This window comes from Bradyrhizobium sp. 18BD, assembly GCF_054185225.1.
On the sequence record NZ_JAVAYL010000012.1, the window covers coordinates 146,509 to 171,551 of the forward strand.

Below are 25,043 nucleotides of genomic sequence, written 5' to 3' on the forward strand. Positions count from 1 at the left end.
ATCTCCCGTAAACCAATACAGGGCTGCAAATTCGTAAAGAGAGCGCGCCTTTCGTCGAGGATTCATCCCGCGCGGCGGCATTCCCGACAGTTTGGCGGCGCCTGTTCGCCGCTCGTTCACTTTGATCGCGGGTTTGCAGCGCGCAATAACGACCACTTAGGCGATCGCCGTTCATAAAGCACCCGGGAGAAATCGGCAGAAATGCCCGGGAGTTGAGATCGTGCCGACGACACTCGCGCGCACCTTTGCGGCGTTGAGCGCCATCAATGAAGCGATCCTCTACGCGAAATCGCCGGACGAGCTGTACCAGAAGGTCTGCGACGCCGGGTTTTCGAGCGGGGACTTTTTGGCTGTCGCCGTGTTCCTGGTGGAGCCGGATGGCCGGCGGCTGCGCTTTGCGGCCGGTTGCGGCGACGATATCCCGCGGCTGAGCTCGCTCGTGATCACCACGGAAGCCGGCACGCCGGAAGGATCGGGCGTCGGCGGCGAGGCATTTCGCGATCAGAAGCTGTGCATCAGCAACGACTATCTGAACGATCCGCGCTCGCTGGCATGGCGCGCGGGCGCGACCCATGCCCAAATCGGCGCGGCGGCGGCGCTGCCGCTGCTCTGCGACGGCAAGAGCGTCGGCGTGCTCTATGTGACCCGCCGCGAGGCCAACTCGCTCAACGAGCAGATGGTGTCGCTGTTCGAGCGCATGTCGGCGAACATTTCCTATGCGCTGGACAATTTCGAGAGCGAGACCGCCCGGCAGAGCAGCGATCGGGCGACGCGGCGGCTCAACCGCATGTTCGGCGCGCTCAGCGCCACAAACGAGGCCATTCTGCGCGCCAAGACCGAGCAGGAGCTCTACCAGCTCGTCTGCGATGCCTCCGTGCATGGCGGCAAGTCGCTGGCGACCTTCGTCCTGCTCAAGGAGCAGGATTCGCATTGGCTGAAGCCGGTCGCCGGCTCCGGCGAGAATCTGGAGATCGTGGCGCGGACCCACTACTCCACCGACCCCGAGAATCCCTATGGAGGCGGGATTTCAGGCGAGGTGTTCCGGACCCAGAAGCCCATCGTCGAGCGCGATCTCGCGCGCCGCACCAGGGGAACGGCGTGGGAACAGGCCAATATCAATACGGGCGTCGCCGCGGTTGTCGCGGCGCCCCTGGTCAAGCATGGCCGAAGCATCGGCGTGATCCTGTCCTTCCTCAGCCAGTCCTGGGCCAGGGACGAGGAGATCGTCGGGTTGATGCTGCGTATCGCCGAGAACGTCTGCTTCGCCGTCGACAATTTCGACCGTGAGGCCGAGAAAGCACGGATCGCCGCAGAGGAAGAGCGCCTGGCGCGCATGTATGCGGCGCTCAGCGCGACCAGCGAGGCGATCCTGCGCGCGCATTCGCGGGCCGAGCTGTTCGACCTCGTCTGCGAGGCGACGGCGAAGGGCGCCAAGTTCACCTCGGCCAACATCGCGCTGGTCGATCACGAGGCCGAGCTGCTCCGCGTCGTTGCCTGCTTCGGCCCGAATGCGGATACGGTTCGGAACTTCAAGTTCTCCACGTCGGATCAGATTCCCGAGGGACGGGGGCTCACCGGTACCGCCTTCCGGACGCGCCAGCCCTGCATCAGCAACGACGTGCTGTCCGACGACCGGATCAAGCCCTGGCAGGCCGATGCCCGCCGCAACGGCATCGGCTCGTCCGCGGCGCTGCCGCTCTTCAACGGCGACCGCGTCGAAGGCATCTTCCTGTTCAACTCGCCGGAGCGCGGCACGTTCACGCCCGAATTCGTCGAGCTGCTGCAGCGCCTCCAGGCCAATGTCGCCTTCGCGCTCGAGAATTTCGACCGCGCCGACGAAAAGGCCAAAGCCGAGCTGCAGCGCAATCGTCTGACGCGCATGTTCGCGGCGCTGAGCGCCACCAACGAAGCGATCGTGCGCGCCAAGTCGCGCGGCGAGCTGTTCGAGCTGGTCTGTCAGGCCGCGTCCACCGGCGGCAAGTTCACTTCCACGACCATTGCGCTTCTCAGCGCCGATAGCGACCAGCTCGCGATCGTCGCGGCCGCGGGGCCGTCTGCCGAGACCACCCGCAATGTTCGTCTCTCCATCGACGCCGACCGGCCGGAAGGCCGCGGCATGAGCGGCACGGCGTTCCGCACCCGGCGGCCCTGCGTCAGCAACGATTACGTCAACGACAGCCGCGTCAGCGCCTTCCATGCCGTGCTGCAGGGCGACGGCGCGCGTTCGGGTGCGGCGTTCCCGCTGATCACGCACGACAAGGCCATCGGCGTCATGATCTACATGTCGACCGAGCAGGAGACCTTCACGGTCGAGTTCGTCGAGCTGCTGCAGCGTCTCGCCGACAACGTCTCCTTCGCGATGGAGAATTTCGATCGCGCCGACGAGAAGAACCGGGCGGACGAGCGGATCGAATACCTCGCCTCGCATGACAGCCTGACCGATCTGCCGAACCGCGAGACCTTCAACGGGCTGCTGCGCGGGGCGATCGACGAGGCCCAGCGCCACGACCACCGCTTTGCGGTGCTGTTCATCGACCTCGACCGCTTCAAGGTCATCAACGATTCGCTGGGCCACGAGGCCGGCGATCTGCTCCTGCTCGAGGTCGCGAACCGCCTGCGCGGCGCGCTGCGGGCGAGCGACGTCGTCGCGCGCCTCGGCGGTGACGAGTTTGTGGTGATCCTCGACCAGTGCGGGGAGATCGATGACGTCCAGCGCATCGCTACCGGGCTGCTCACGGCGCTCGCCGAGCCGATGGAGCTCGCCGGCCACGAGTGCCACACCACGGCCTCGATCGGCATCGCGATGTATCCGGCCAACGGCTCCGATGCGCAGACGCTGACCAAGAATGCCGACATGGCGATGTATCTCGCCAAGGAAGACGGCAAGAACGGCTATCGCCTCTTCTCCAAGGAGGTGAAGACGCAGTCGATCGAGCGGCTGTCGCTGGAAAGCGCGCTGCGCCGGGCGCTGGAGCGCGAGCAGTTCTCGCTGAACTACCAGCCCAAGGTCGACATGGAGACCGGCCAGATCACCGGCGTGGAAGCGCTGCTGCGCTGGGCCCATCCCGAGCTCGGCAACGTCTCGCCGGCGCAGTTCATTCCGCTCGCGGAAGAGACCGGGCTGATCGTGCCGATCGGTCGCTGGGTGCTGAATGAAGCCTGCGCGCAGGCGATGGCCTGGCAGCGCCGGGGCCTGCTGCCGCTGTCGATGGCGGTGAACCTGTCGCCGCGACAGTTCGCCGACGAGCATCTGTTGCACGATGTCGACGAGGCCCTGGCGGCCTCCGGCATGTCGCCGGTGCTGCTGCAGCTCGAGGTCACCGAGAGCATGATGATGCGCAACGTAGGTCGCGCGCTAAAGGTGCTCGACGCGATCCAGAGCCGCGGCATCCGCCTCGCCATCGACGATTTTGGCACCGGCTATTCGTCGATGTCGCTGATGAAGCACTTCCCGATCGACACCATCAAGATCGACCGCTCTTTCGTGCGCGACCTGCCGCAGGATTCGGAGGATCAGGCGATCGCGCAGGCGATCATCAGCATGGGCAAGGCGCTCGGCATGACGGTCGTGGCCGAAGGCGTCGAGAACGCCGAGCAGGAGGCATTCCTGCGCACCCATGGCTGCGACGAGATGCAGGGCTTCCTGATCTCCAAGCCGCTGCCGGCCAGGCAGATGGCCGAGCTGCTGCGGCCCCAGGTTCTGCCGGTGGCGCCGCCGCTGCAGCCCGAGCCGGATCTCGCCGCGCAAGAAGCGGCGGCGTTACGGCTGAAACGCGCTGTCGTCTGACGGCAGCGGATGAAGCTCTCGGACCTCGTGGTCTGCGCCCTCCGCAATGCTTGGAAAATCCTGCGGCCCGGTCAGCGAGGTCTGCTCGACGAACAGCGACAGGATCGTGCGCGCGCCGTCGGAAAAGCTCGTGCCTTCGTTCAAGCCGAGCCCAGCGCACCATGCGCAGCTCATCGGCTCCTGGTCGTCGACCACGGCCATCGCGGGTCCCCACCACCAGGCAGGCGCGGGCGAGCGCTCGTCCGTAGGCACGACGTGCCAGCGAACGAACTCATCCATCACGCGCTCAAACTCCAGGCGTGCTGCCTCATGCATGCGGTCGAAACTCCTGAGAATCCGCGCCTGACGACAGGCCGGCGCGCGGATCTGATCGTGGCCTTGACGCTCGGAAAAATGAGCTCGCGCAACTGGGCCGAGCCATGCATCCCGACCTCATCGTCGGCGATGCCCAAAAATGCGGCCGTTGGCGATACGCCAACGGCGGCAGCGAATATGCATTCTAGCCGGTTGGGGGCACGGCAGGCAAGGTACGGATGTTACGGTTGCTTAACGCGGCCTGAGCGGATGCGCCTTCTGGTGCCAGGCCCAGGCGGTGCGGATCACCGTGGCGAGGTCGGAATGACGCGGCACGAAGCCCAGCACCTTTCGCGCGGCGGAAGCGTCGGCGACCAGGTAGGTGGGATCGCCGGCGCGACGCGGCTTGACGGTGTGCGGTACCTCGCGCCCGGTCTCCTGCCTGATGGCGTTGAGGATCTCGCGCACCGAGAAGCCGGAGCCGGTGCCGAGATTGAAGCTGCCGCCGGCATGTCCCTGCTCGAGCAGCTTTAGTGCCGCGACATGCGCGGCGGCGAGATCGGTGACGTGGATGTAGTCGCGGATCGCGGTGCCGTCGGGCGTGGCGTAGTCGTCGCCGAACACGGCGAAGTCGACATGCCCCTGCAGCGCCATCATCGCGCGCGGAATGAGATGCGTCTCGTTGTCACGCAACTCGCCGATGCCGCCGGCCGGATCGGCGCCGCTGGCGTTGAAATAGCGCAGGCAGAATGCGCCGAAGCCGTAAGCCGCGCGATAGTCGACGAGCATCCGCTCGATCATCCATTTCGAGGCGCCGTAGGGATTGATCGGCGCGCAGGGGAAGTCTTCCGGCAACTCCTTGGAATCGGCATTGCCGTAGACGGCGCCGGTCGAGGAGAACACGATGCGATGGCAGCCGGCATTCCGCATCGCCTGGAGCAGCGACAGCGTGCCCTGGACGTTGTTGATGTAGTATTTCTGCGGGTCGGTCATGGACTCGCCGACGAGGCTGGCTGCCGCAAAATGCATCACCGCCGTGATCCTGTGCTCGGCGAAGGCGCGCGCCAGCGCCGCGCCATCGAGCAGATCGCCCGTCACGAGCTCTCCGGCAACGAAACTGCGATGACCTGTTGTGAGATTGTCATAGACGACGGGCCGATAACCGGCGGCGGTGAGAGCGCGGCAGGCATGCGAGCCAATATAGCCTGCGCCTCCTGTGACGAGGACAGTCGGTCGGTCAGTCATGTCGTATTCTACTCTTCTCTCAGCGATTGAAGCGCCGTTTGCGGCTGAAGAGAAGATAGATCGCGCGGGGGCTGGTGGTCAAATAGCGCCAGAACAGCCGGCGCGGCTCGAGCCAGGTGCGCCAGGCCCATTCGAGACCGGCGTTTTGCATCCATTTTGGCGCACGGGACCGGCTGCCCGACAGGAAGTTGAACAAACCACCCGATGTCTTGATGACGCCGACATTGGTCAGTAGCGGCGTATATTCTTCGACGAAAGCCTGCTCGCTGGGCACGCCGAGTGCAACCCAGAGATAATCCGGGGCGAGTGCGTTGATCTCCTCGACTTTCGCGCGCAGGGCGTCGCCGCGCAGATAGCCGTGGCTGTGGCCGACGATCTTGAGGTTCGGATAGAGCTTGCGAACATTCGCGACGGCGGCAGCGTTCTCCTCTTCGCTGGCGCCGAACATGTAGAAGGTGCGGCCGATCGCTTCCGCCTTGCGCGCGACGTAATGGAACAGGTCGGTGGTCGCGACGCGCTCGGGCAGCGGAAACCAGGATTGCAGTTTCGAGGCGGCCACCAGCGGTTGACCGTCGGCATTGATCATGTCGGCGGCGCGGAACAGGCGTTCGGTCTGCGGCTCGGTCGAGCAGCGCGCCAGCACCTCGCCGTTGGCCGAGGTCAGGTACAGCGGACGGCCGATCCGGTTGTCGGGATTGGTGGCCTCGATCATGAAGTCGGCGGTGGCTTCCAGGTCGAGTGCGGCCATGCGCAGGCCGCCGACCGTGATTCGTGGCACGTCGGCGGTTGCGGCTCTGCCTTCCGGGTTGGTGCGGCGCTCAAGCATATTGTCTGCCCCCCTGGCGCGCTTGGGTTGCGGGAGTGAGCTCGTCGAGCACGACGCCGACGAGTTTGCGCTCGGCGCGGCCGAGCATGCTCAGGATTTCTTCCAGGCTGTCGTTGATGTCCATGCTGGTCGGCAGCACTGCCACCAGCGCGTCAGTATCGTCGAGCAGCTTGCGGCTGCTCGCTGCAAGCGGCATTGCGGGGCCGTCGAGGATGACGAGGTCATAGCCGCCGGCGGAGCGCGCCTGCGCAATCGCTTTGCGGATGGCCTCGGCGGCCTTGCCGGCGTCGCCCTCGGCCGCCGGCAGCACCGAGATGCCGTTGACCGTCTTGATCTCGCGTGCGGCCTTGCTGCCGATCGAGAGCCAGCCGCGCGCACTCGGCTCGCTCTTGCCGGGGCGATTGACCTTGTTCGAGAGCGGGTGAGCCTGATGGTCGGCATCGATCATCAGCACGCGGACGCCGTCACGCGCGGCCGCCAGCGCGAAATTCAGCGCGGTTACGCTGCGCCCGACGGTCTCGCTGGTACCTAGGAGCGCGATCACCGGCATCGTCTTGCCGCCGGCGCGCCGCGCGACTGCGGCGCGCATGTCGCGCCAGGCATTGAGCAGGCTCGTCAGGGGAAAGCCGGGGCGCAGCGTCGGCCAGCCCAGCCGTGTCAGGTCGACGCCGCCGCCGGTGGCGAGAATGGCGCCCAGCGTATGGATGACATCGGCCTCCTGGAGGCGTGCGATCAGTGGCTTTTCGATCAGGGGTTTTTCGACCATCGACGGTTGCAGCGGCGGTGCGGCAACTTCCGGCGGCGCCTGCGCAATCTCGGGAGCGCGCGCAGCCGGCTGCGGCCGGGGGGGCTCCGCCCCCCGCGGCGCCTCCGGAGCGCGCGGAGCCTGCGGCGCAGGCGTACGCTCGCGGCGGGCCGGCGTGGGCGCACCGGCGAACAGCAGTTCGGCGGCAACGAACCAGCTCGACGCAGCGATCGCGCCGAAGATGAAACCGATCATGGCGAACAGGCTCATCGCCGGCGGGAACGAGCGACGCTGCGGCAACGTGGCTTCGCCGATGACGCGGGCGGCCGAGGTGTTCAGCGTCTCCTGCTCCTCGGTCTCGCGCGAGCGCTTGAGGAAGGATTGATAGACGTCGCGGCTGGCATCGGCCTCGCGCTCGAGCTCGCGCAGGCGCACAGCCGCCTGGCTGAGCTGCACGCTCTGCCGCTTCTGCGCTTCCAGCGCCCGATTGAGCGAGGCTTCGTAGTCGCGGGCCCGCGTCAGGTCGTTCTTGGCCGACTGCGCGAAGCGATCGATCTCCTCGCTGATGGTGCGCTTGAGATCCTCGACCTGCTTCTCGGTCTGGCGCAGCGCCGGATGGCGCGGACCGAGCTCGCCGGCCTGCTCCGCATATTTCTTGCGGGCATCGGCATATTGCGCGCGCAGATTGGCGATGGTCGGCGATTGCAGTGCTTCGGGTATAGCGCCGGCATCGGCCGCTGTGCGCCGGCTCGCCTCGATCTGGTCGAGCCGCGCCTGTGCGTCCATCGTCGCCGCGCGGGCCGCGGAAAGCCGCTGGTTGCTGGAGGAGAGCTGCTGGTCGCTGATCAGCGAGTCCTGGGTGCCGACGAAATTGTTCTGGGCCTTGTAGGTGGCAAGCGCGGTCTCCGCGTTGCGCAGCCGCTCGCGCAGCTCCTTCAGGCGGCCGGAGAGATCGTTGGTGGCGCGACGCGCCGCCGACGCCTGCGAGTTGCGGGATTCCGTGAGGTAGACGCTGGTCAGCGTGTTGGCGAGCATCGCCGCCTTCGCCGGATCGGTCGACCAGACCTCGATATCGACGATGAAGCTCTTCTCGGTCTTGCGAATGGTGATGTGCCGGTTCAGCGCATCGAGCGCCGCAAGCTGCACTTCCTTCGTCTCCGCGGCGGAGGGCGCGCGGGGCTGCAGGCCGATCAGGCCGAGCAGCGACGACATCAGCGACCTGGCGTCGCCGCCGCCGCCGAATTCGGGATCCTTGTCGAGGCCCGCCTGCTGGATGACCTGGAGCAACACGCTGTTGGAGGTGATCAGGCGCGCCTGGCTCTCCACCACCATGGACATGCCGGAGACGTCCTGCGCGCGCGGCGTGAGCTCGCGGTCGACGAGCTGAAGCTCGCGCGGATCGACATAGAGCTGGGCGGTGGCGGTGTAGCGGGGCGCCATGCTCTTGCCGACGGTGACCGCCAGCGTCGCGCCGAGCAGGGCGGCGGCCGCAATCGCGATCTTGCGACGCCAAAGCAGATTGACCAGCTCCAGCACGTTGAAGCCGGCCTGAGGCGCCTGCTGCGGGGCCTCCGGTTTGGCCCGATCTATCGGCTGGTTATAGTCAAGCATGATCCCCAGCTTCCATTCCAACTGCCGCGGGCTGAGGGGTTGCTCTTCGCTTTACGCCACGCACCCGGGATATAGGTGCCCAATCAACGCAACAGGGAAAATTAACCATACTCATTGCGGGACTATTCACCGAAATGGCAAACAAAGCGTTTAAACGCATGCCGCAGTTCGACGCGTTGCTGCGACGCCGTCGATGCCGGGCTCCCTCAGAGATTAACGGTTCGTTACCGCGCGCAGCATCACCGCGAGGCTTCGCTCGTTGTTCGGTGGATCGCGCGCGCATTCTTGTCACCTTTTCCGCAGGATGACGTGATAATCGCCGCGGCGGACATCGGTGCCGCGCGGCAGCACCGCGTTGAGCACGGCGGCGCCGGCATCGACCAGAGCTGCGAACAGCGGCTTGCGCTGGCGCATCTCGGGATAGCGGGGGCTCTCGACCTCGCGCCGATAGATCATCTCGAGGCCGTTGGCGGCCGTGAACGCTTCGAGCCGCGGCAGCGTCACCAGCGGATGGAAGAAGGTCGGGAACGGCGGCTCGCCGGGCAGGCCGGCATCCTTGATGCCGCGGATATTCCGGTAGAACCAGACGTGGAACCAGTGCGGCGAGTATTTGGTGACGACGCCGGACAGCGAGCGCGGATTGGGCGCGCCGATCAAGATCATTCCGCCAGGTTTGAGCGCGTCGCGGAAATTCAATAGCGCGGCGTCGACATGAGGCAGATGCTCGATCACGTTGTAGCAGATGACGAGATCGAAGCTCTCGGATCCGAAGCGATAGGTCTGCACGTCGCCGAGGATCGCCTCGTCCGCATAGGTGTTGTTGCGGACCTGGTCCTCGTCGATGTCGACGACGGTGACCCTGCTGCGGCTCAGCAATTCCGGGGGCAGAACGCTGCAGGAGCCGCCGCCGGCCTCGTAGGTCGCGAGCTGGCCCTGCGGCAATTCCCGGCGCAGCACGTCGTGGACGGCGAGCAGGCTGTCGCGGGCTTCGCCGGGGACGAGATCGTGCAGCGCCTGGACGGGGGCAGCAGCGGCGGGGATGTTGATCGCCGTGGCTGTCGCGAAATCGATCGTGGCTGGCTTGTTCATTTTTTCTGACCGCGCTTGTTCTATTCAAATTTACAGGAAAAATGCCGCATGCCCGAAGAGCAAATCTGATGCCGTCGCGCTTCACCGGTCGCGGTGCTTACGGCCGGGTTAATGCGCATGGGCGTTAACTACGGCATTGTCCGCTTCGCGCCGTCACTGAACGCTGGACTGCGAATTGCAGTACCACGTGCGTATGGATTTGCAGGAGAAAGGCGCGAAAGCGGTTAAGCGCATGAGGTCACGTCCGCATGGCCGGCAGACCTGCGAGGCGATGCCGTTTGATGCCCCGATCCCGCCGTTCACTTTGGCACGCCTCTGTCCCGCGGTGCTGTGCCGTCGCGGGACGGCGGCGATGCGTGCGATCGACGCAGGGCTTTCTCAACATATCTCGGGCATTTAGAACGCAATGACATTGATCCCGACAGACCTGTCCGCCAGCCGGATCTCGGATGCCGTGCGCGATCCCAACCGCGAGATCGCGGCAAGCTCGCGCGTCATCGACCTGTCGGTCGGCATCGTCGTCTGCATTCCCTGTTTCCGTCGCCCGCAGCATCTGCGGCTGACGCTGGACTCGCTGGTGAACCAGCGCACGCCGCGCTCCTTCGCCGTCGTCATGGTCGAGAACGACGCCGCAGGGCGCGCGAGCGCGCCGGTTGCCGCGGAGTATCTGGCCGACGGAAGGCTCCAGGGCATCTGCCTCGTCGAGCAGCGGCAGGGCAATTGCCAGGCAATCAACGCCGCGTTCGAGACGGCGCAGGCGCTGTTTCCAGCCGCGACGCGCTTCCTGATGATCGACGATGACGAGATTGCCTCGCCCGATTGGCTGGAGCTGATGGTCCGCACCGCGGAGGCGACCGGTGCCGACGTGGTCGGTGGGCCGGTGCTGCCGGTCTTCGACGATGACAGCCAGCCATGGCTTGCGCGCCATCCTGCTTTCTGTCCGGCCTATGACTACACCGGCGCGGTGCCATTGATCTATGGCTGCGGCAACTGCCTGATCACGCGCGCGACGTTCGAGCGGCTCGGCAGTCCGGCCTTCGACCTGCGCTTCAATTTTCTCGGCGGCGGCGACTGCGACTTCTTCGTGCGCTGCCGCGATGCCGGCATGATCTTCCACTGGACGGCCGAGGCTGTCATCACCGAGACCGTTCCGTCGAGCCGCACCAGCTTCAGCTGGATCGTAAAGCGTGGCCTGCGCATCGGCGCGATCAACTATCGTGTGCAGTACAAAGCCGCGCAGGGCGGAGCCGCGCGGGCGCGGGTGTTTGCGCAGATGCTCGGGCGGTTGCCGCTGTCGCTGCTGCGCGCGGCCCGTCTGCTGCCGACGTCTAAGGCCGTTGTCGCGATGCATCCGGCGCTGGTCGCGATCGGCTCCATGCTTGCCGCGTTCGGCTTCGCGCCGAAGCCCTATGAGGCCTCGAAGATCGTTTCCTAACGCTGCGGACTAGATGCCGAAGCAAGCGAGGACGACCCTGATCGCGGAACGCGGCAGAGCCTTGAGTGACCTGCGTCCGACGATCGCGAGATAAGCCAGGGCATCGCGATATCGGCGGAAACGGATCGCCTGCATTGCTGAATAAGTGACGAGATGGATCTCGGCGGACTGACGCAGTCCGGCCGCGGCGCCCTCGGGCAGTCTTGCCAGGATCAGCCCGTCATCGAAGATGCGTGCAACCGCTGGAAGGAAATCCTGCGGCGTCCGCATCGCCGCGTTCATGGTATTGGCCGTGTGCACGCGATAGTCGAGCAACAGCTTGGGGGCGAACGCGAACTCGCCGATCGCGGCCAGGCGGCACCAGCAGTGCCAGTCTTCGCAATATCTGAGCGAAGTATCGAAGCCGCCGATGGCACGAAAGGCCTCTGCTCGTGCGAGCGCGATGCCGCCATTGACAATGAAGTTGCCGGCCGCGAGTCGCGCCAGCACGTCGCCGGACGGCTTGCGGCGTCCCTTCAAGAGCTCGCGCCGACCGATCTGCCGTCCCTCGCTGTCGATCGTGTTGTAGTCGCCATAGACGAGAACCGCGCGGGGAGCACGGCGCGCGGCCGCCAGCAAGGCCGCCACCGCGCCGGGACGCAGGCGGTCGTCGGCATCGAGGAAGATCAGCCAGTCGCCGCTCGCATGTCGCGCACCGAGATTGCGCGCGGATGACACGCCGGTGGAATCGTTGGTCATCAGGCGCAGCCGCGGATCGCTGACGGCGCGGACGATCGCGAGGGTGTCGTCGGTCGAGCCGTCGTCCACGACGATCACCTCGGTGACCTCGTCCTGCGCCAGCGCGCTCGCGATGGTTTCGCCGACATAGGCCGCAACGTTCTTGGCGGGAATGACGAGAGACACCGACGCAACCGGGATCAGCGGCCGCTGGAGACGCGCGACTGTCGCCGCGCGCGGCGCGGCGGGTGCTTCGAGAACGTCTTCGAGAACGTCGTGGGCTGTGCTCAAGCTGCGGCTCGTCCTTAACGGTCTGTTAACCAGGGCACATTTGCCGGGCTGGCGAATGCCAGCAATCGTAATTCCGGCTGCTGCGGATGATACCCGCATTACGGCGAATTCGTTTCCGGGAAGCCCCGCGCGCGGCCGGTTTCGTCAATTAGCGTTAAGCCGTTGGCATTAAGCCTGTCGCAAACTTCGAGCAGTGCGACAGCCGGTCCCATGAGAGAATGCGCGACCTGCTGCCGCGGATGGACCCAGTGCCCGCAAAGACAATCCACTACGATCCCGACGACATGGTCCTCAACCTCTTCTACGAGGACAAGGACGATCGCTGGTTTCCCGGCGACCGGCATCTGCGGCGCATGGCGCGCCGTATGCTGTTCGGCGAGCCCAGGATGAGCGGGCAGCTGCGCGTGTTCCTCAATCTCTGTGCAGGCCTCGATCGGCTGGGCATCCGCTACCGCGTCAACGATTACGGCTACATCGCGCAGCATCCCGAGGAAGTGGCCTGCATCATCGGCCGCACCTTCCTGCTCGACAAGTTCGCGTGGAAGAACCCGATCCTGCTCGGGGTCGCCGCCCACAATCATCCGCTCGACGACCTCGATCTGTTCAAGCGGCTGCCGGTGAAGAAGGTGGTGGTGCCCGGGCCGTGGTACGTCGACATGTACCGCCCGCATTGGCCGGAGACGGAGGCCTGGCCGGTCGGTATCGACACCGATCTCTGGGCACCGTCGCGCGTCGCGCAGAAATCCGTCGACGTCCTGATCTACGACAAGGTCCATTGGGACCGCGAGCGCTATGCGCCCGACCTGATCGAGCCCGTCCGCGCCCGGCTCCGCAAGGAGGGGCGCACGTTCACGGAGCTGCGCTACGGCAGCTACAAGGAGGAGGACTATCAGACCGCGCTGGCGTCTTCGCGCGCGATGATCTTCCTGTGCCAGAATGAGAGCCAGGGCATCGCCTATCAGCAGGCGCTGTCGTGCGGCGTGCCGGTGTTCGCCTGGGATCCGGGCGGGCCGTGGCGGGACCCCGATTATTATCCGCACCGCGTGCAGTTCGCGCCGGTGTCCTCGGTGCCGTATTGGGACGATCGCTGCGGCGCCAAATTCGCCGACACGGCCTCCTTCGAGGCTGGCTGGGACGATTTTTGGGCCGGCTGTGCCACGAGCAAGTTCGATCCGCGCGGCTTCGTGCTCGACAATCTCACGCTCGAGCAGCGCGCGCTGCAATATTACGAGATCGCGCGAAGCGTGGCGCGGCAGCAGAAGGTGTCGGCGACCTCCGGCATGCTGGTTGACGGATGGTTAACGGGGATGGGCTAACACCTCGGGCTTGCTTCCCCGGGTTCATCACACCGGCTTTGAGCCATGGATCGCAGCGCCGCTGACATGACCGACGTGGAGGCCCGAACGCTCGGCCACATCCTGCGCGACGAGCTGTCCGGGCTCAATGCCCTGCAGGCGGCGCGCTGCGTCATCGTGGTCGCCGCGCTGCTGCTCGTGCTGGTGACGCTCGATCCGTTTCCGGACCTGCGCAACCCCGATGTCGCCGCCGTCGTCGGCGGACGCATGGCGCTCGCCTATATCTCATGGGGGCTGCTGGCTGCGGTCGCAGTGCTGTTCGTCGCTGCTACCGATGCGCCCGCTCTGAAGAGCCTGGTGACGCCGCTGCATCTTTGCCTGGTCGGCTGGCTTTTGATCAACATCGTCTTCTCCGAGAGCCGCGGGGTTTCGATCCAGCGCTTCGTGCTGGCGGCCAGCGTGACGTCGACCGCCGTCCTGCTGCCGCTGTTGCCGCCGACACAGCGCAGCTTCAATTGGTGCCTCGGGGCCGCCGCGCTTGCCCTGCTGGTGCTGTGCTATCTCGGTGTCGTCCTCGCCCCGCAATATTCCATCCACACCGCGCTCGACATCACCGAGCCGCAGCTTGCCGGCGACTGGCGCGGCAGTTTCGGCCACAAGAACGTCGCTTCGCCCGTGATGACCATCCTGGTCTATGTCGGCATTTATTTGTCCGCCATCGGCTCGTTCGTGATGGGACCGGCGATCGCGGCGCTGGCCGGCCTGTTCCTGGTCTTCACCGGCGGCAAGACGTCGTCGGTGCTGTGCCTTGCGATCTATGGGCTGGCATCGCTGGTCTACGTCACGCGAAGTCTGTGGCTGAAGCGGATCGTCTGCTTCGCGCCGCTGATCGTGATGAACCTGTTGACGGTCGGCAGTGTCATGAGCCCGTCGCTCGGCGCCGTGACGCGGCTGCTGCCGCTCGATCCCACCTTCACCGGCCGTTCCGAGATCTGGGAGTTTGCGCTCGCAGCGGTCGCCGAGAAGCCGATCATCGGCCACGGCTATGCGGCGTTCTGGGACGACGTGACCGAGCGCCAGACCGCCGCGGGCTCCGAATGGGCGACATCTGCGGCGCACAGCCACAACAGCTATCTCGATCTCGCCGTCACCATCGGCCTGCCGGGCCTGCTGCTGGTCGTTCTCGTGTTCGTGCTCGCGCCGCTCCGCAACTTTCAGACGGTCCAGACTCACAATCGCAGCAACGCGCTGGGCAAGCTGTTCCTGACCATCTGGCTGTTCGGCCTCTACTTCGGGACCACCGAGACCTTCCTGCTCGAACGCCAGAATCCGGTCTGGTTCATGTTCGCGCTCTCCGTCGCCGGCCTGCATTTCCTGGCGAGGTTCCAGTGCGTCGCGCAAACGGAACACTGACAGCTTGTCGCAGGGGCGCATCTGTCGCAGGTACGGAAAGTGGTATCGGCTTAACGATAAGCAGCGACGTCGCTTGTGATCGGCGGCAAAACATCATCTATCTGGAAACATTCTGTAACTGTATGCGCCGCGGATGACGTTTCTCAGCGTCGAGCAACCAGATGATCGGGTGTCCAGCACGTCGGGAATCGCAGTCGATTTCCTGCGCGACTGGCGGCAGGCCGCATCGCGCCTGAACGCCGGCCATCGCACCGCCTTCCAGCATGGTTACTGGCTCGGCGCCTGGTACGCTGCGTTTCGCGACGCCGCGCCGCTGATCGCATTGATCTACGATGCCACGACCGGCAAGGACATCGCGCTGGTGCCGATGATCAACCATGTCAGGCGCGGCATCCGTATCGTCGAGTTCGCCGATCTCGGCGTCTCCGACAACAACGCGCCGATCCTCGCAAGCGATGCGACGTTCGATGCCGCCGATGCGCGCGCGATCGCTGCCGCGCTGGTCGATGGTTTGCGCGCCTTGCCTGACGGCTTCGATCTGTTGCGCCTGAAGAAGATGCCGGCTCATGTCGGCGGCAAGCCCAATCCGCTGGTGTCGCTCGGCCGTATCGGATCCTGCTCGGTCAACGGCAATCTCGTGCTGATGGGCGATGACTATGCCGATTATCGGGCGTCGATCAGGCGCCTGCAGCTGCCGCGGTGCTGGCGCGTCTTCAACCGTCTTGGCAGCGCCCGGTTCGAGATCGCCACCGATGTCGCGCGCGCATCCGAATTCCTCGACGTGATGGACGTGCAGCAGGAGGAGCGGATGCGGCAGCTCGGCTCGCCGTTCGTCCTGAACGACGACGCCCACGCCGCCTTCTATCGCGACGTCGCGCGGCAAGGCGCCGCCGAGGGTTACGCCGTCGTCTCGGCGCTGGTCTGCGACAGGGGCATCGTTGCCACCACGCTCGGCGTCAGGTACGGCGCGACCTATTTCCTGCTGCGCATCAGCCATACCGGCAAGACCTGGGCGAACTTCTCGCCCGGGCTGCTCGTAACTGAACGCACCATGGAAGCGCTGCATGCGCAGGGCGTGCGCCGCTTCGATCTCAGCATCGGCAATCAGGATTACAAGCGCCGGTTGGGCGCCGAGCAGGTGCCGCTGACCGATGTCAGCGTCGCGCTGTCCTGGCGCGGCCAGCCCTTTGCCTGGCGCGATCTCGCCGCGCAGGGACTGCGCCGCCACCCGAGGCTCGCCGCCATTGCGGCGCGGGTGATGGGCAAGCGGGCGCGCTGATACACGCCAGCCTTCCCGCGGTCATCGCCGAAGGCCCGCACAAAACGCCTCGAGCAACGCCCGGCCCTGCGGCCAGTCACCGAGCCCGCTTGACGCATTGATGTGGCCGAGTGCGCCCGCCAGGATCAAGCCGGACTGCCAGTCGCGCGCCTGCCGCTCCGTCGTCGCAAGCCCGCCATAGGGATCATCCGTGCTGGCGATGATCAGCGACGGAAAGCGCAGCGCGCGCGCCGGGACCTGTCTGAATGCGGCGGCTTCGGCAGGAAAATTGCGGCCGTCCGGATCGGGGACGGCGACCAGGAATGCGCCGGCAATCGCAGTGGGGAAGTGCGCAGCCCAATGCGCCACCAGCAGGCAGGCGAGGCTGTGCGCGACCAGCACAGGCGGGCCCTTGCTGCGCGCGACCGCGCGCTCCAGCGATTGCTCCCAGTCGTCGAGGTCCGGCCGGTCCCAGCTTGCCGGAGCAAATTGCGAGACGCGGGCTTCGGCGCGCTGCCACAGCGTCTGCCAATGGGTGTCTCCAGAGCCGCCGAGGCCGGGCAATGTGATGATGTCGTGCATGATCGTCCCGTGATATCTGAGATGGATGCAGTGTGACCGATCCCGGTCCTGCATCACATGGCAAGTCATCGGCGCAATCGGGCATTGGCCGATGATCTCAAGGCGGAATGGAGAATTTGGTTGGATCGCTTCGGGAGCATCGATGCCAAGGATCTGAAGATCCTGGAGGCGCTGCAGGCCAATGCGCGCGTGCCGCTGTCAGAGCTCGGCCGTTCGGTCGGGCTGTCCCAGCCGGCGATCTCGGAGCGGGTGAAGCGGCTCGAGGAGGCCGGGATCATCGAAGGCTACGGCGCCCGCATCAATCCACGCGCCCTCGGCCTCGGCCTCATGGCGCTGGTTCGCCTGCGCACCTCGCATGAGCACATCAAGACCTGCCTCAAGCGGTTCAGCGAGATTCCGCACATCATCGAAGTCCATCGTGTGACCGGCGACGACTGCTTCGTGCTCAAGGTGCTCGTCCCTGCGCCCGAAGACCTCGAGACGATCGTGGATCGCATCGCGGGTTTCGGCGCGGTGACGACCTCGCTGGTGCTGCGGAGCGAGCCACCGCGGCCAATCGGCAAAGACCTCGTCAGGAAGAAGACCGAACGCAGGTGAGGCGCAGGCTCACGCGATCGACACGTCACCGCGCCGTCACAAAGCCCGCGCTTGCGCAAACCTTCCGGTGATCGCGCGCATTGTGTTATCGTCACCTTCGTTGTCCGGAGGCGGCATGGAAGATCGTTCGGCAAAATATCGCGCATTCTATGCGCAGTTGATCTGCGCAGCCGCACGTGCGGAGGACCCCCGGATCGAGGAGGCCTTTCGGACCGTCAGGCGCGAGCCGTTCGTCGGGCCCGGGCCATGGTCGATCTCTCTCGGCGGCCATCCCTATGTCGTGACGCCCGATGATGATCCCGCGTTTCTCTATCAGAACACGCTGCTGGCGCTCGACAGCACACGTGGTCTCAATATCGGGATGCCCGGCGCGCATGCTTATTGGCTGAGCGGCTGTGCGGTGAAGCAGGGCGAGACCGTGATCCAGATCGGCGCGGGCAGCGGTTATTACACCGCGATCCTCGCGCATCTCGCCGGCCCCGGCGGCCGCGTCTATGCCTATGAGATCGACGAACGCCTGGCGGGCCTTGCGCGCGACAATCTGAAGGACATCGCCCATGTCGGGCTGCGCGACCGTTCGGGCATCGCGTCGGACCTGCCTGCTGCCGATGTGATCTATGTCTGCGCCGGCGCGGCGCAGCCTGCCGCCGAATGGCTCGATGCGCTGCGGCCGGGCGGGCGGCTGGTGTTTCCGCTCGCGCCCGAGGGCATGCTCGGCGGCATGCTGATGATCACGCGCCCGGACGAGGGGGCGGTCTGGCCTGCCAAATTCCTCAGCCGTGCCCAGTTCATCGGCTGCGCGGGATTGCAGGATGAGGATGCCGCCCGGCGATTGGCCGAGGCGTTCGCAGGAGGATGGGAGAGCGTGCAGTCGTTGCGGAGGGAAGGCGTTCCCGACCACACGTGCTGGTTTGCCGGTGAGGGCTGGTGGCTGTCGACGGCGCCCGCGCCGGTCGTGACGAATTCAATCAGGCCTCAGGCTGACATCACGCAGGCCTAACGCATGATCCGGAAAAGTGCGTAGCGGTTTCCGAACAGATCATGCTCAAACAACAACCTAAAGCGCGATGACCATCCCTCCTAATCTCATCGCGCTTTAGCGGGGTCACGTCCGCTTCACGCGTTCGTGCAGCCTTCACAGCGAAACCGGCCGCGCGAGGCCCTGAACAGGCTGCGACAGTACCATCGCCGAGCCAGCGCCTGCGCGGGCTTGCGGATCATCTGCGCGATCAGGAGGAGTTCAAACGCCATGGCAGGTAAATGGGGCGGCATTCCCGAATGAGAATGCCGCCTCCATCGCATCAGCCATGCAACTCAGCCGTGAAGCTTCTTGGCCGTCTCCGCGATCTGGCGACCCTGGTAGCGCGCACCGGCGAGCTCGTTGGCGCTGGGCTGGCGGCTGCCGTCACCGCCGGTGATCGTGGTGGCGCCGTAGGGCGCGCCGCCGGTGACCTCGTCGAGCTTCATCTGGCCGGCAAAGCCGTAGTTCATGCCGACGATCACCATGCCGAAATGCAAGAGGTTGGTGATGATCGAGAACAGCGTCGTTTCCTGGCCACCATGCTGGGTCGCGCTTGCCGTGAAGGCGCCGCCGACCTTGCCGTGCAGCGCGCCCTTGGCCCAGAGCCCGCCGGCCTGGTCGAGGAAGTTGGCCATCTGCGAGGCCATCCGGCCGAAACGCGTGCCGGTGCCGACGATGATCGCGTCGTAGTTCGCGAGGTCCTCGATCTTGGCGACAGGGGCGGCCTGGTCGACCTTGTAATAGGACGCCTTGGCGACTTCGGCCGGCACCAGCTCGGGTACGCGCTTGATGTCGACGGTGGCGCCGGCTTCGCGCGCGCCTTCAGCGACGGCATTGGCCATCGCTTCGATGTGGCCATAGGCGGAATAATAGAGGACGAGAACTTTGGTCATGGTGGTCTCCGTGGGGATATCGTGATGGCGTGAGTTGTTTGGTGTGCTGTCGTTGCGAAGGAGATGGATGCCCGGCGCGAGGCCGGACATCACGAGTTGGTGTGGCGGTGGCGCTTACGCCGCGTCGACGAGCACGAGCTCGGTGTCTTCGAGCGCGGTGATCTTCAGCCGCTCCTCGTTGCGGATCGCGGCGCCGTCGCGGGCGTTGACGCGCACGCCGTTGATCTCGACGGAACCCGCCGCGGGCACGAGGTACAGATGCCGCGACTTCTCCGGTTCGTACTCCGCGCTCTCGCCGGCCTTCAGCGTGGTGGCGAGCACCCGCGCATCGGCGCGGATCGGCAGCGCGTCGGTGTCACCCTCGATTCCGCTCGCGATGGTGACGAGCTTGCCGGAGCGATCCGCCTTCGGGAACGGCTTCGAGCCCCAGGTCGGCTGTCCGCCACGCGCCGTCGGCTCGATCCAGATCTGGAAGATGCGCGTCTGTGTCGGCTCCAGATTGTACTCGGAGTGGCGGATGCCGCTGCCGGCGCTCATCACCTGCACGTCGCCCGCTTCAGTGCGGCCCTCGTTGCCGAGGCTGTCCTGATGGGTGATCGCGCCCTCGCGCACATAGGTGATGATTTCCATGTTGGCGTGCGGATGGGCGGGAAAGCCGGTGTTCGGCGCGATCTCGTCGTCGTTCCACACCCGCAAGGCGCCATGGCCCATATTGTTGGGATCATAGTGGCTGGCGAAGGAGAAATGATGCTTGGCCTTGAGCCAGCCGTGATCGGCGCCGCCGAGCTTTGCGAAAGGTCTGAGTTCGATCATTTGCGTAATTCCCTTGAATTGGATGGTGGTGGCGCCTGGATCAGGCGCCGAACCCGCCATCGACGTTGAGCACGGTGCCGGTGACGAAGGAGGCTTCCGGGCTTGCGAGGAAGACCACGCCGGCGGCGACTTCCTCGGGGCGGCCGAAACGCTGCAGCGCGTGCTGCTTGCGCTGGGCCTCGGCGAACTCGCCGCCGTCCTTCGGGTTCATGTCGGTGTCGATCGAGCCGGGCTGCACCACGTTGACGGTGATGCCGCGTGGGCCGAGATCGCGTGCCGCGCCCTTGGTGTAACCGACCACGGCGGACTTGGTGGCAACGTAGTCGGCAAGGCCGGGGAACGAGGCCCGGTCCGCGAGCATCGAACCGACAGTGACGATACGGCCGCCTTCACCCATCAACTGCGAGGCGGCGCGGATCGCCGCGATCACGCCATGCACGTTGACCTGGTCCTGCCGCTCCAGCGCGGCGGTGTCCGCATTGGCGTCGTCGATCGCGCCGCCATTGGCGACACCGGCGTTGTTGACGAGGATGTCGAGATGGCCGAATTCCTTCGCGACGTCGTTGACGAGCTTCGTCACGTCCTTCGCCGAGGCCTGGTCCGCCCTGAAGGCGCGGGCCTTGACGCCCCTGGCCTTCAGTTCGGTGACGACGGCTTCGGCCTTTTCGGGCGAAGCGACGTAGCTGATGGCGACGTCGGCGCCTTCATCGGCGAGGGCGCGGGCAGAGGCCGCGCCGATGCCGCGCGAACCGCCGGTGACGAGGGCAACCTTGCCTGAGAGCTTCTTGGTCATTGGATTTCTCCAGTCCTGAATGTCTGATGACCCTTGGATAAGCCTCCGTCTGTGGTATAGAAATAGAAACTGTTGAAACATATTGTTTCCCAAAGCATCCCGATTGGACCGGCGCCATGGCAAAACTTCCCGATTTCGAGGCGCTCGCGATTTTCGCAAAAGTCGTGGAATTACGGTCGTTTGCGGGGGCCGCGAGCGAGCTTGCGATGTCCAAGGCGACGGTCTCCAAGGCGGTGACCCGGCTGGAGGAGCGGCTCGGCGCCCGTCTGTTCAACCGCACCTCGCGCCGGCTCGCGCTGACCGATGCCGGCCACAAGCTGGCGGAGCGCGCCACGCGCCTGCTCGCCGACGGCGAGGCGGCGGAGAACGAGGCGCTGGCGCAATCGGTGGCGCCCCGCGGCCTGGTGCGGCTCGCCGTGCCGATGACGTTCGGGACCAAGGCGGTGGCGCCGCTGCTGCCGGAATTTTTCGAGGCCTATCCGGAAGTCTCGGTCGATCTGCATTTGAGCGATGCGACCGTCGATCTGATCGGCGAGGGTTTCGACATGGCGGTGCGGATCGCACGGCTGCCGGACTCCTCGCTGATCGCGCGGCGGCTCTTCACCATGCCGCGCTTCACCGTGGCCGCGCCGTCCTATCTGAAGAAGCACGGCCGGCCGACGCATCCGATGCATCTGGCCCAGCACAAGTGCTTCAGCTACGCCTATCTCTCCACGCCCAACGTCTGGCACTACACCAATTCGGCCGGCGAGCAGGCCAGCGTGCGTCCGGGCGGTCAGCTCCGCGTCAACAATGGTGAAGCCGTGATGCCCTCGCTGATATCAGGCCTCGGCATCGCCGAACTGCCGGAGTTCATCGTCGGCGACGCGATTTCGTCCGGTGCCGTCGAGGTGATCCTGAAAGACTGGAAACAGGCCGAAGGCGCCGTGCACCTCGTGACCCCGCCCGGCGGCCCAAGGCCCGCGCGCGTCGAAGCGCTGGGTGATTTCCTTGCGGCCAAGCTGCCGGGCACATGCAAGCGGCGGCCGCGCGGCAAGGCAAAGGTGTCGTAGAGCAGGCGGCCTCAACGACCCCCGTCATTGCGAGCCAACGGGTCCGCGCGAAGCGCGGCCCGATGACAGGCTCCGCGAAGCAATCCAGACCGCCTCCGCAGAGGGATTCTGGATTGCTTCGTCGCAAGAGCTCCTCGCAATGACGAATTGCAACTACGACACCTTCACGCCGCCGATCGCGACGATGCGCAAGTTCGGCTTCAGCGTCCCCTCCAGCTGCGCCTTCAATTCGTGAACGCGTGGGTCGCTCGAGCGTGCGGCGCACACTCCGTATTGATGCACCGATTGCGCCAAGGCGCGCCGCGCTTCCGGCGTCTGCGTCAATTCGGGCGTTGAAAGCCGCAGGACGATCGCGGCGAGATTCACCAGCATTTCGTCCAGGGCGACGTCGATGGTCGCAAGATTCCGCATCACACACTCCCTCAGGAGGGCAACGGCGGCTTCACGGATGCGTTCCGGAAGAGGCCTGACATGGTCAATGCTTCGTTAACGCCTTGTTCTTGCCGCGCGGCACGTTAGGCTGGCGACACAAAAGAAAATCGGGGGGTGGGGACCATGATGGATCGACGCAATCTCTTGCGTGCGGCTGCGGCATTGCCGCTGCTGCGGGCTGCTGTGCCTGACAAGGCCTTCGCGCAAACCTATCCGGCGCGCAACATCACCATGATCGTGCCGTTTCCGGCCGGCGGCCAGGCCGACCTCGCGGCGCGCCCGGTGGCGATGGCGCTCGAGCGGATTCTCGGCAAGCCCGTCATCGTCGACAACCGCGCCGGCGGTGGCGGCGGATCGGTCGGCAATGCCGCGGCGGCGCGCGCCGAGCCTGATGGCTACACGCTGCTGATGACGCTGTCGTCGCTCGCAGTGCTCCCCGAGGCCGACCGTCTGTTCGACCGGCCGGTCGCCTACGAGGTCTCGCAGTTTATGCCGATCGCGCGCGTGCTTGCCGATCCCACGCTGCTCGCGGTGCCGGCCTCGGCGCCGTGGAAGACGGCGCAGGAGTTCGTCGAGGATGCCAAGAAGCGTCCGGGCCAGATCACTTACGGCTCGTCCGGTCCCTATGGCACGCTGCATGTGGCGATGGAGATGTTCGCAAGCAGCGCCGACATCAAACTGCTGCACGTGCCGTTCCGCGGCGCGGGACCGGCCTTGACCGCGCTGCTCAGCGGCACGGTGCAGGCGATCGCGGCTGCGCCCGGCACGCTGAAGCCGCAGGTCGACGACGGCAAGCTGCGCGTGCTCGGCAATTGCGGCGCGCAGCGCATCGCGAGCTTTCCGGATGTGCCGACCTTCCAGGAGCTCGGTTACAAGGATGTCGAGATGTACATCTGGGCCGGGCTCTTTGCGCAGAACTCTCTTCCCGCGCCGATCGCGACCCGCCTGCGCGAGGCGATGGCGCAGGTGATGACGAGCCCCGATGTGCTCAAGGCTTTCGAGACCTCGGGCAGCCTCGTCGCCTACCAGGATGCGCCGGCCTTCTCGCAATTCGTCGCGACCGACAGCAAGCGGCTGATCGCGGCGGTCAGGAAGATCGGCAAGGTGGAGTAGGTTCCCACCGCGCTTTCACGTTTTGTTGTTGGTCCAGAACCGGCTCCCGCCTCATTGATTGATGAGAATTCGAGGGATTCGGGAAGGATCGACACATGCGAACAGGGCGGATTGCGCTGGGTGTGGCGCTTGCGATCGGCGGCATCGTCGCGCAGAGCGCCGCCGCCGAAGAATATCGTGGGACCATGGAACAGCAGATGGCCTGCACACCGGATGTGTGGCGGCTGTGCAGCGATCAGATCCCGGATGTGAGCCGCATCACGGCTTGCCTGCAGCAGAACACGCCGCGGCTCTCGAGCGGCTGCCGGGCGGTGTTCCAATCCAACAACCAGATGCCACCGCAGCAGCAGGTTCCCCGCGGTCGCGCCGCACCGCCACCGCGTTATAATGCGGTGCCACCGCCTCCACCGCCGCAGCGGCGGCCCTACGATGACGACGACTAGTGCCCGCTAGGGCTTGTGCTCGCAGACATCGACCCACTCGGCAGCGGTCAACTCCGCCATCCGGTCCGGCGTGATACGCACCGCGCTGTGGGTTGAGCCCGCAGCCGGCACCACCACGTCGAATGCCTTCAGTGAGACGTCGCAATAGATCGGCAGCGGTGATTTCAGCCCGAACGGGCAGACGCCGCCGACCTCATGGCCGGTGATCTCGGCGACCTCTTCCAGCCCCAGCATCTTCGGCTTGCCGCCGAACTGCGCCTTCACCTTCTTGTTGTCCATCCGCGAGGTGCCGGCCGCGACGATCAGGATCACGCGCTCGCCGACGCGCAGGGACAGCGTCTTGGCGATCCGCCCGGGCTCGACGCCATAGGCTTCAGCGGCCAGCGGCACGGTCGCGGAGCTGATCGGGGATTCGATGACGGAGATGTCGGGGGCTTTCTCGGCGAAGAAGGCGCGAACGGATTCCAGGCTCATTCCAATCAGCTCATTCCAGACTTACGGGCGGGCGGTAATTGCGGGCAACTCCGACAGTGAATGAACGCGATAATCCGGCGCAAAGCCAAGCTCGTCCATCTGGGTGCGGATCGCCCTGAACATCGTCAGCGGTGCCACGAGTTCGCTCTCGACGCAAGCCAGCGCCATCGCCTCCGGCGTCACCCGTTCGATCCAGGCGACGTTCAGCCCGAACGATTTCGCGCCCGCGACGTCCCAGGGGTTGGAGGAGACGAACAGCACCTCATCAGGCGCGGTGCCGAGCACCTCGCCGATCAGCTCATAGGCCTGCGGGCTCGGCTTGAAGACCTTCTTCGAATCGACGCTGATGGTGGCATCGAGCAGGCGGTCGAGCTTGGTGTTGCGCACCAGCGCATTCAGCATGTCCGGGCTGCCGTTGGAGAGGATGGCGAGCTTTCTCGGCTTGAGCGCCGCGAGCGCGGCCGCTGCATCCGGATAGAGGTCGAGATGCAGATATTTCTCGATCACGCGCTCGAACGCCTCACCCTCATAGGCAAGTCCGAGCAGGCGCAGCGTATAGGCGAGCGAGTCGCGGGTGACAGCGGCAAAATCCTGGTAGCGCCGCATCAGCGAGCGCAGCCAGGTATATTCGAGCTGCTTGATCCGCCAGACCTGCGAAATGATCTCGCCGTAACCCGGAAACGCATCCTCGGTGATATCTGCGACCGACTGGATGTCGTAGAGCGTTCCGTAGGCATCGAACACGACGGCTTTGATGCTCATTGGCTGTCCTTCCAGGCCCTTGTGATCACAAGAACTCCGCTCGGGGAGTACGCATAATCGTC

Annotated in this window: 23 protein-coding genes; 10 read left to right on the forward strand and 13 right to left on the reverse strand. The window is 65.6% G+C overall.

Annotated features, from left to right (window positions below):
* Positions 1 to 220 precede the first annotated feature (220 nt).
* Positions 221 to 3,787 (forward strand): bifunctional diguanylate cyclase/phosphodiesterase, encoded by a 3,567-nt coding sequence (locus RAD16_RS22345; RefSeq protein ID WP_458160014.1) that lies wholly within the window; start codon positions 221 to 223, stop codon positions 3,785 to 3,787.
* Here the strand turns inward: RAD16_RS22345 and RAD16_RS22350 are convergent.
* From RAD16_RS22350 to RAD16_RS22370, 5 genes are all read right to left on the reverse strand, one after another.
* On the reverse strand, positions 3,761 to 4,102 hold the full coding sequence (locus RAD16_RS22350) for a hypothetical protein (RefSeq protein ID WP_458160015.1): 342 nt from the start codon (positions 4,100 to 4,102) through the stop codon (positions 3,761 to 3,763). The two genes, RAD16_RS22345 and RAD16_RS22350, sit on opposite strands and share 27 nt — an antisense overlap.
* Before the next feature lie 231 nt (positions 4,103 to 4,333).
* Positions 4,334 to 5,326, reverse strand: coding sequence for a UDP-glucose 4-epimerase GalE (gene galE / locus RAD16_RS22355; protein ID WP_458160016.1), 993 nt, complete (start codon positions 5,324 to 5,326; stop codon positions 4,334 to 4,336).
* Positions 5,327 to 5,345: 19 nt separating this feature from the next.
* Positions 5,346 to 6,152: a WecB/TagA/CpsF family glycosyltransferase gene (locus RAD16_RS22360; RefSeq protein ID WP_458160017.1), complete on the reverse strand. Its 807-nt coding sequence runs from the start codon at positions 6,150 to 6,152 to the stop codon at positions 5,346 to 5,348.
* Positions 6,145 to 8,508 carry an exopolysaccharide transport family protein gene (locus RAD16_RS22365; RefSeq protein ID WP_458160018.1) on the reverse strand — a complete coding sequence of 788 codons (2,364 nt, stop codon included), beginning with the start codon at positions 8,506 to 8,508 and terminating at the stop codon, positions 6,145 to 6,147. Before RAD16_RS22365 ends, RAD16_RS22360 begins: the two co-directional genes overlap by 8 nt.
* A gap of 288 nt (positions 8,509 to 8,796) precedes the next feature.
* Positions 8,797 to 9,597, reverse strand: a complete 801-nt coding sequence (locus tag RAD16_RS22370) for a methyltransferase (RefSeq protein WP_458160019.1) — start codon at positions 9,595 to 9,597, stop codon at positions 8,797 to 8,799.
* Positions 9,598 to 10,003: 406 nt separating this feature from the next.
* Between RAD16_RS22370 and RAD16_RS22375 the strand changes: the two genes are divergently transcribed.
* Entirely contained in the window at positions 10,004 to 11,032 is a 1,029-nt protein-coding gene (locus tag RAD16_RS22375; protein WP_458160020.1) for a glycosyltransferase family 2 protein, read from the forward strand.
* Between the two features lie 9 nt (positions 11,033 to 11,041).
* Here the strand turns inward: RAD16_RS22375 and RAD16_RS22380 are convergent, their stop codons facing one another.
* Positions 11,042 to 12,040: a glycosyltransferase gene (locus RAD16_RS22380; protein WP_458160021.1), complete on the reverse strand. Its 999-nt coding sequence runs from the start codon at positions 12,038 to 12,040 to the stop codon at positions 11,042 to 11,044.
* Positions 12,041 to 12,288: 248 nt separating this feature from the next.
* Here RAD16_RS22380 and RAD16_RS22385 point away from each other — a divergent pair, with 248 nt between their 5' ends.
* The 3 genes from RAD16_RS22385 (at position 12,289) to RAD16_RS22395 (ending at position 16,027) form a co-directional block, all read left to right on the forward strand.
* Positions 12,289 to 13,356 carry a glycosyltransferase gene (locus tag RAD16_RS22385; protein WP_458160022.1) on the forward strand — a complete coding sequence of 356 codons (1,068 nt, stop codon included), beginning with the start codon at positions 12,289 to 12,291 and terminating at the stop codon, positions 13,354 to 13,356.
* A gap of 45 nt (positions 13,357 to 13,401) precedes the next feature.
* Positions 13,402 to 14,748, forward strand: coding sequence for an O-antigen ligase family protein (locus RAD16_RS22390; RefSeq protein WP_458160023.1), 1,347 nt, complete (start codon positions 13,402 to 13,404; stop codon positions 14,746 to 14,748).
* A 133-nt stretch (positions 14,749 to 14,881) separates the two neighbouring features.
* Positions 14,882 to 16,027 (forward strand): GNAT family N-acetyltransferase, encoded by a 1,146-nt coding sequence (locus RAD16_RS22395; protein WP_458160024.1) that lies wholly within the window; start codon positions 14,882 to 14,884, stop codon positions 16,025 to 16,027.
* Between the two features lie 21 nt (positions 16,028 to 16,048).
* Here the strand turns inward: RAD16_RS22395 and RAD16_RS22400 are convergent, their stop codons facing one another.
* Positions 16,049 to 16,588, reverse strand: coding sequence for an RBBP9/YdeN family alpha/beta hydrolase (locus tag RAD16_RS22400; protein WP_458160025.1), 540 nt, complete (start codon positions 16,586 to 16,588; stop codon positions 16,049 to 16,051).
* Between the two features lie 120 nt (positions 16,589 to 16,708).
* Here RAD16_RS22400 and RAD16_RS22405 point away from each other — a divergent pair, with 120 nt between their 5' ends.
* Together RAD16_RS22405 and RAD16_RS22410 are read left to right on the forward strand one after the other, a co-directional pair.
* Complete coding sequence (locus RAD16_RS22405; protein WP_458160026.1) at positions 16,709 to 17,185, forward strand: Lrp/AsnC family transcriptional regulator; 477 nt, start codon at positions 16,709 to 16,711, stop codon at positions 17,183 to 17,185.
* 115 nt (positions 17,186 to 17,300) lie between these two features.
* Positions 17,301 to 18,185, forward strand: a complete 885-nt coding sequence (locus tag RAD16_RS22410) for a protein-L-isoaspartate O-methyltransferase family protein (RefSeq protein ID WP_458160027.1) — start codon at positions 17,301 to 17,303, stop codon at positions 18,183 to 18,185.
* A gap of 314 nt (positions 18,186 to 18,499) precedes the next feature.
* Here the strand turns inward: RAD16_RS22410 and wrbA are convergent, their stop codons facing one another.
* From wrbA to RAD16_RS22425, 3 genes are all read right to left on the reverse strand, one after another.
* Positions 18,500 to 19,099 carry an NAD(P)H:quinone oxidoreductase gene (gene wrbA / locus RAD16_RS22415; RefSeq protein WP_200513090.1) on the reverse strand — a complete coding sequence of 200 codons (600 nt, stop codon included), beginning with the start codon at positions 19,097 to 19,099 and terminating at the stop codon, positions 18,500 to 18,502.
* Between the two features lie 114 nt (positions 19,100 to 19,213).
* Entirely contained in the window at positions 19,214 to 19,912 is a 699-nt protein-coding gene (locus tag RAD16_RS22420) for a pirin family protein (protein ID WP_458160028.1), read from the reverse strand.
* Between the two features lie 40 nt (positions 19,913 to 19,952).
* Positions 19,953 to 20,705 carry an SDR family NAD(P)-dependent oxidoreductase gene (locus tag RAD16_RS22425; protein WP_458160029.1) on the reverse strand — a complete coding sequence of 251 codons (753 nt, stop codon included), beginning with the start codon at positions 20,703 to 20,705 and terminating at the stop codon, positions 19,953 to 19,955.
* 116 nt (positions 20,706 to 20,821) lie between these two features.
* On the opposite strand from RAD16_RS22425, the gene RAD16_RS22430 reads away from it, so the two are divergent.
* Positions 20,822 to 21,757 carry a LysR family transcriptional regulator gene (locus RAD16_RS22430; RefSeq protein WP_458160030.1) on the forward strand — a complete coding sequence of 312 codons (936 nt, stop codon included), beginning with the start codon at positions 20,822 to 20,824 and terminating at the stop codon, positions 21,755 to 21,757.
* Positions 21,758 to 21,910: 153 nt separating this feature from the next.
* Here RAD16_RS22430 and RAD16_RS22435 read toward each other — a convergent pair whose 3' ends face one another.
* Positions 21,911 to 22,168, reverse strand: a complete 258-nt coding sequence (locus RAD16_RS22435) for a hypothetical protein (RefSeq protein WP_458160031.1) — start codon at positions 22,166 to 22,168, stop codon at positions 21,911 to 21,913.
* Between the two features lie 147 nt (positions 22,169 to 22,315).
* Between RAD16_RS22435 and RAD16_RS22440 the strand changes: the two genes are divergently transcribed.
* Positions 22,316 to 23,302, forward strand: a complete 987-nt coding sequence (locus RAD16_RS22440) for a tripartite tricarboxylate transporter substrate binding protein (RefSeq protein WP_458160117.1) — start codon at positions 22,316 to 22,318, stop codon at positions 23,300 to 23,302.
* A 95-nt stretch (positions 23,303 to 23,397) separates the two neighbouring features.
* Positions 23,398 to 23,745, forward strand: a complete 348-nt coding sequence (locus RAD16_RS22445) for a hypothetical protein (RefSeq protein WP_458160032.1) — start codon at positions 23,398 to 23,400, stop codon at positions 23,743 to 23,745.
* Positions 23,746 to 23,751: 6 nt separating this feature from the next.
* Here the strand turns inward: RAD16_RS22445 and RAD16_RS22450 are convergent, their stop codons facing one another.
* Entirely contained in the window at positions 23,752 to 24,219 is a 468-nt protein-coding gene (locus RAD16_RS22450) for a YbaK/EbsC family protein (protein ID WP_458160033.1), read from the reverse strand.
* A 21-nt stretch (positions 24,220 to 24,240) separates the two neighbouring features.
* Positions 24,241 to 24,981, reverse strand: a complete 741-nt coding sequence (locus RAD16_RS22455; protein ID WP_458160034.1) for a haloacid dehalogenase type II — start codon at positions 24,979 to 24,981, stop codon at positions 24,241 to 24,243.
* Positions 24,982 to 25,043 lie beyond the last annotated feature (62 nt).

Coding starts and splice junctions, on each gene's coding strand:
- RAD16_RS22450 (WP_458160033.1), bottom strand. CDS start 24,219: ATGAGCCTGGAATCCGTTCGCGCCTTCTTCGCCGAGAAAGCCCCCGAC.
- RAD16_RS22365 (WP_458160018.1), bottom strand. CDS start 8,508: ATGCTTGACTATAACCAGCCGATAGATCGGGCCAAACCGGAGGCCCCG.
- RAD16_RS22420 (WP_458160028.1), bottom strand. CDS start 19,912: ATGATCGAACTCAGACCTTTCGCAAAGCTCGGCGGCGCCGATCACGGC.
- RAD16_RS22430 (WP_458160030.1), top strand. CDS start 20,822: ATGGCAAAACTTCCCGATTTCGAGGCGCTCGCGATTTTCGCAAAAGTC.
- RAD16_RS22410 (WP_458160027.1), top strand. CDS start 17,301: ATGGAAGATCGTTCGGCAAAATATCGCGCATTCTATGCGCAGTTGATC.
- RAD16_RS22395 (WP_458160024.1), top strand. CDS start 14,882: ATGACGTTTCTCAGCGTCGAGCAACCAGATGATCGGGTGTCCAGCACG.
- RAD16_RS22350 (WP_458160015.1), bottom strand. CDS start 4,102: ATGCATGAGGCAGCACGCCTGGAGTTTGAGCGCGTGATGGATGAGTTC.
- RAD16_RS22375 (WP_458160020.1), top strand. CDS start 10,004: ATGACATTGATCCCGACAGACCTGTCCGCCAGCCGGATCTCGGATGCC.
- RAD16_RS22455 (WP_458160034.1), bottom strand. CDS start 24,981: ATGAGCATCAAAGCCGTCGTGTTCGATGCCTACGGAACGCTCTACGAC.
- RAD16_RS22435 (WP_458160031.1), bottom strand. CDS start 22,168: ATGCGGAATCTTGCGACCATCGACGTCGCCCTGGACGAAATGCTGGTG.
- RAD16_RS22370 (WP_458160019.1), bottom strand. CDS start 9,597: ATGAACAAGCCAGCCACGATCGATTTCGCGACAGCCACGGCGATCAAC.
- RAD16_RS22425 (WP_458160029.1), bottom strand. CDS start 20,705: ATGACCAAGAAGCTCTCAGGCAAGGTTGCCCTCGTCACCGGCGGTTCG.
- galE (WP_458160016.1), bottom strand. CDS start 5,326: ATGACTGACCGACCGACTGTCCTCGTCACAGGAGGCGCAGGCTATATT.
- RAD16_RS22360 (WP_458160017.1), bottom strand. CDS start 6,152: ATGCTTGAGCGCCGCACCAACCCGGAAGGCAGAGCCGCAACCGCCGAC.
- RAD16_RS22390 (WP_458160023.1), top strand. CDS start 13,402: ATGGATCGCAGCGCCGCTGACATGACCGACGTGGAGGCCCGAACGCTC.
- RAD16_RS22440 (WP_458160117.1), top strand. CDS start 22,316: ATGGATCGACGCAATCTCTTGCGTGCGGCTGCGGCATTGCCGCTGCTG.
- RAD16_RS22445 (WP_458160032.1), top strand. CDS start 23,398: ATGCGAACAGGGCGGATTGCGCTGGGTGTGGCGCTTGCGATCGGCGGC.
- wrbA (WP_200513090.1), bottom strand. CDS start 19,099: ATGACCAAAGTTCTCGTCCTCTATTATTCCGCCTATGGCCACATCGAA.
- RAD16_RS22400 (WP_458160025.1), bottom strand. CDS start 16,588: ATGCACGACATCATCACATTGCCCGGCCTCGGCGGCTCTGGAGACACC.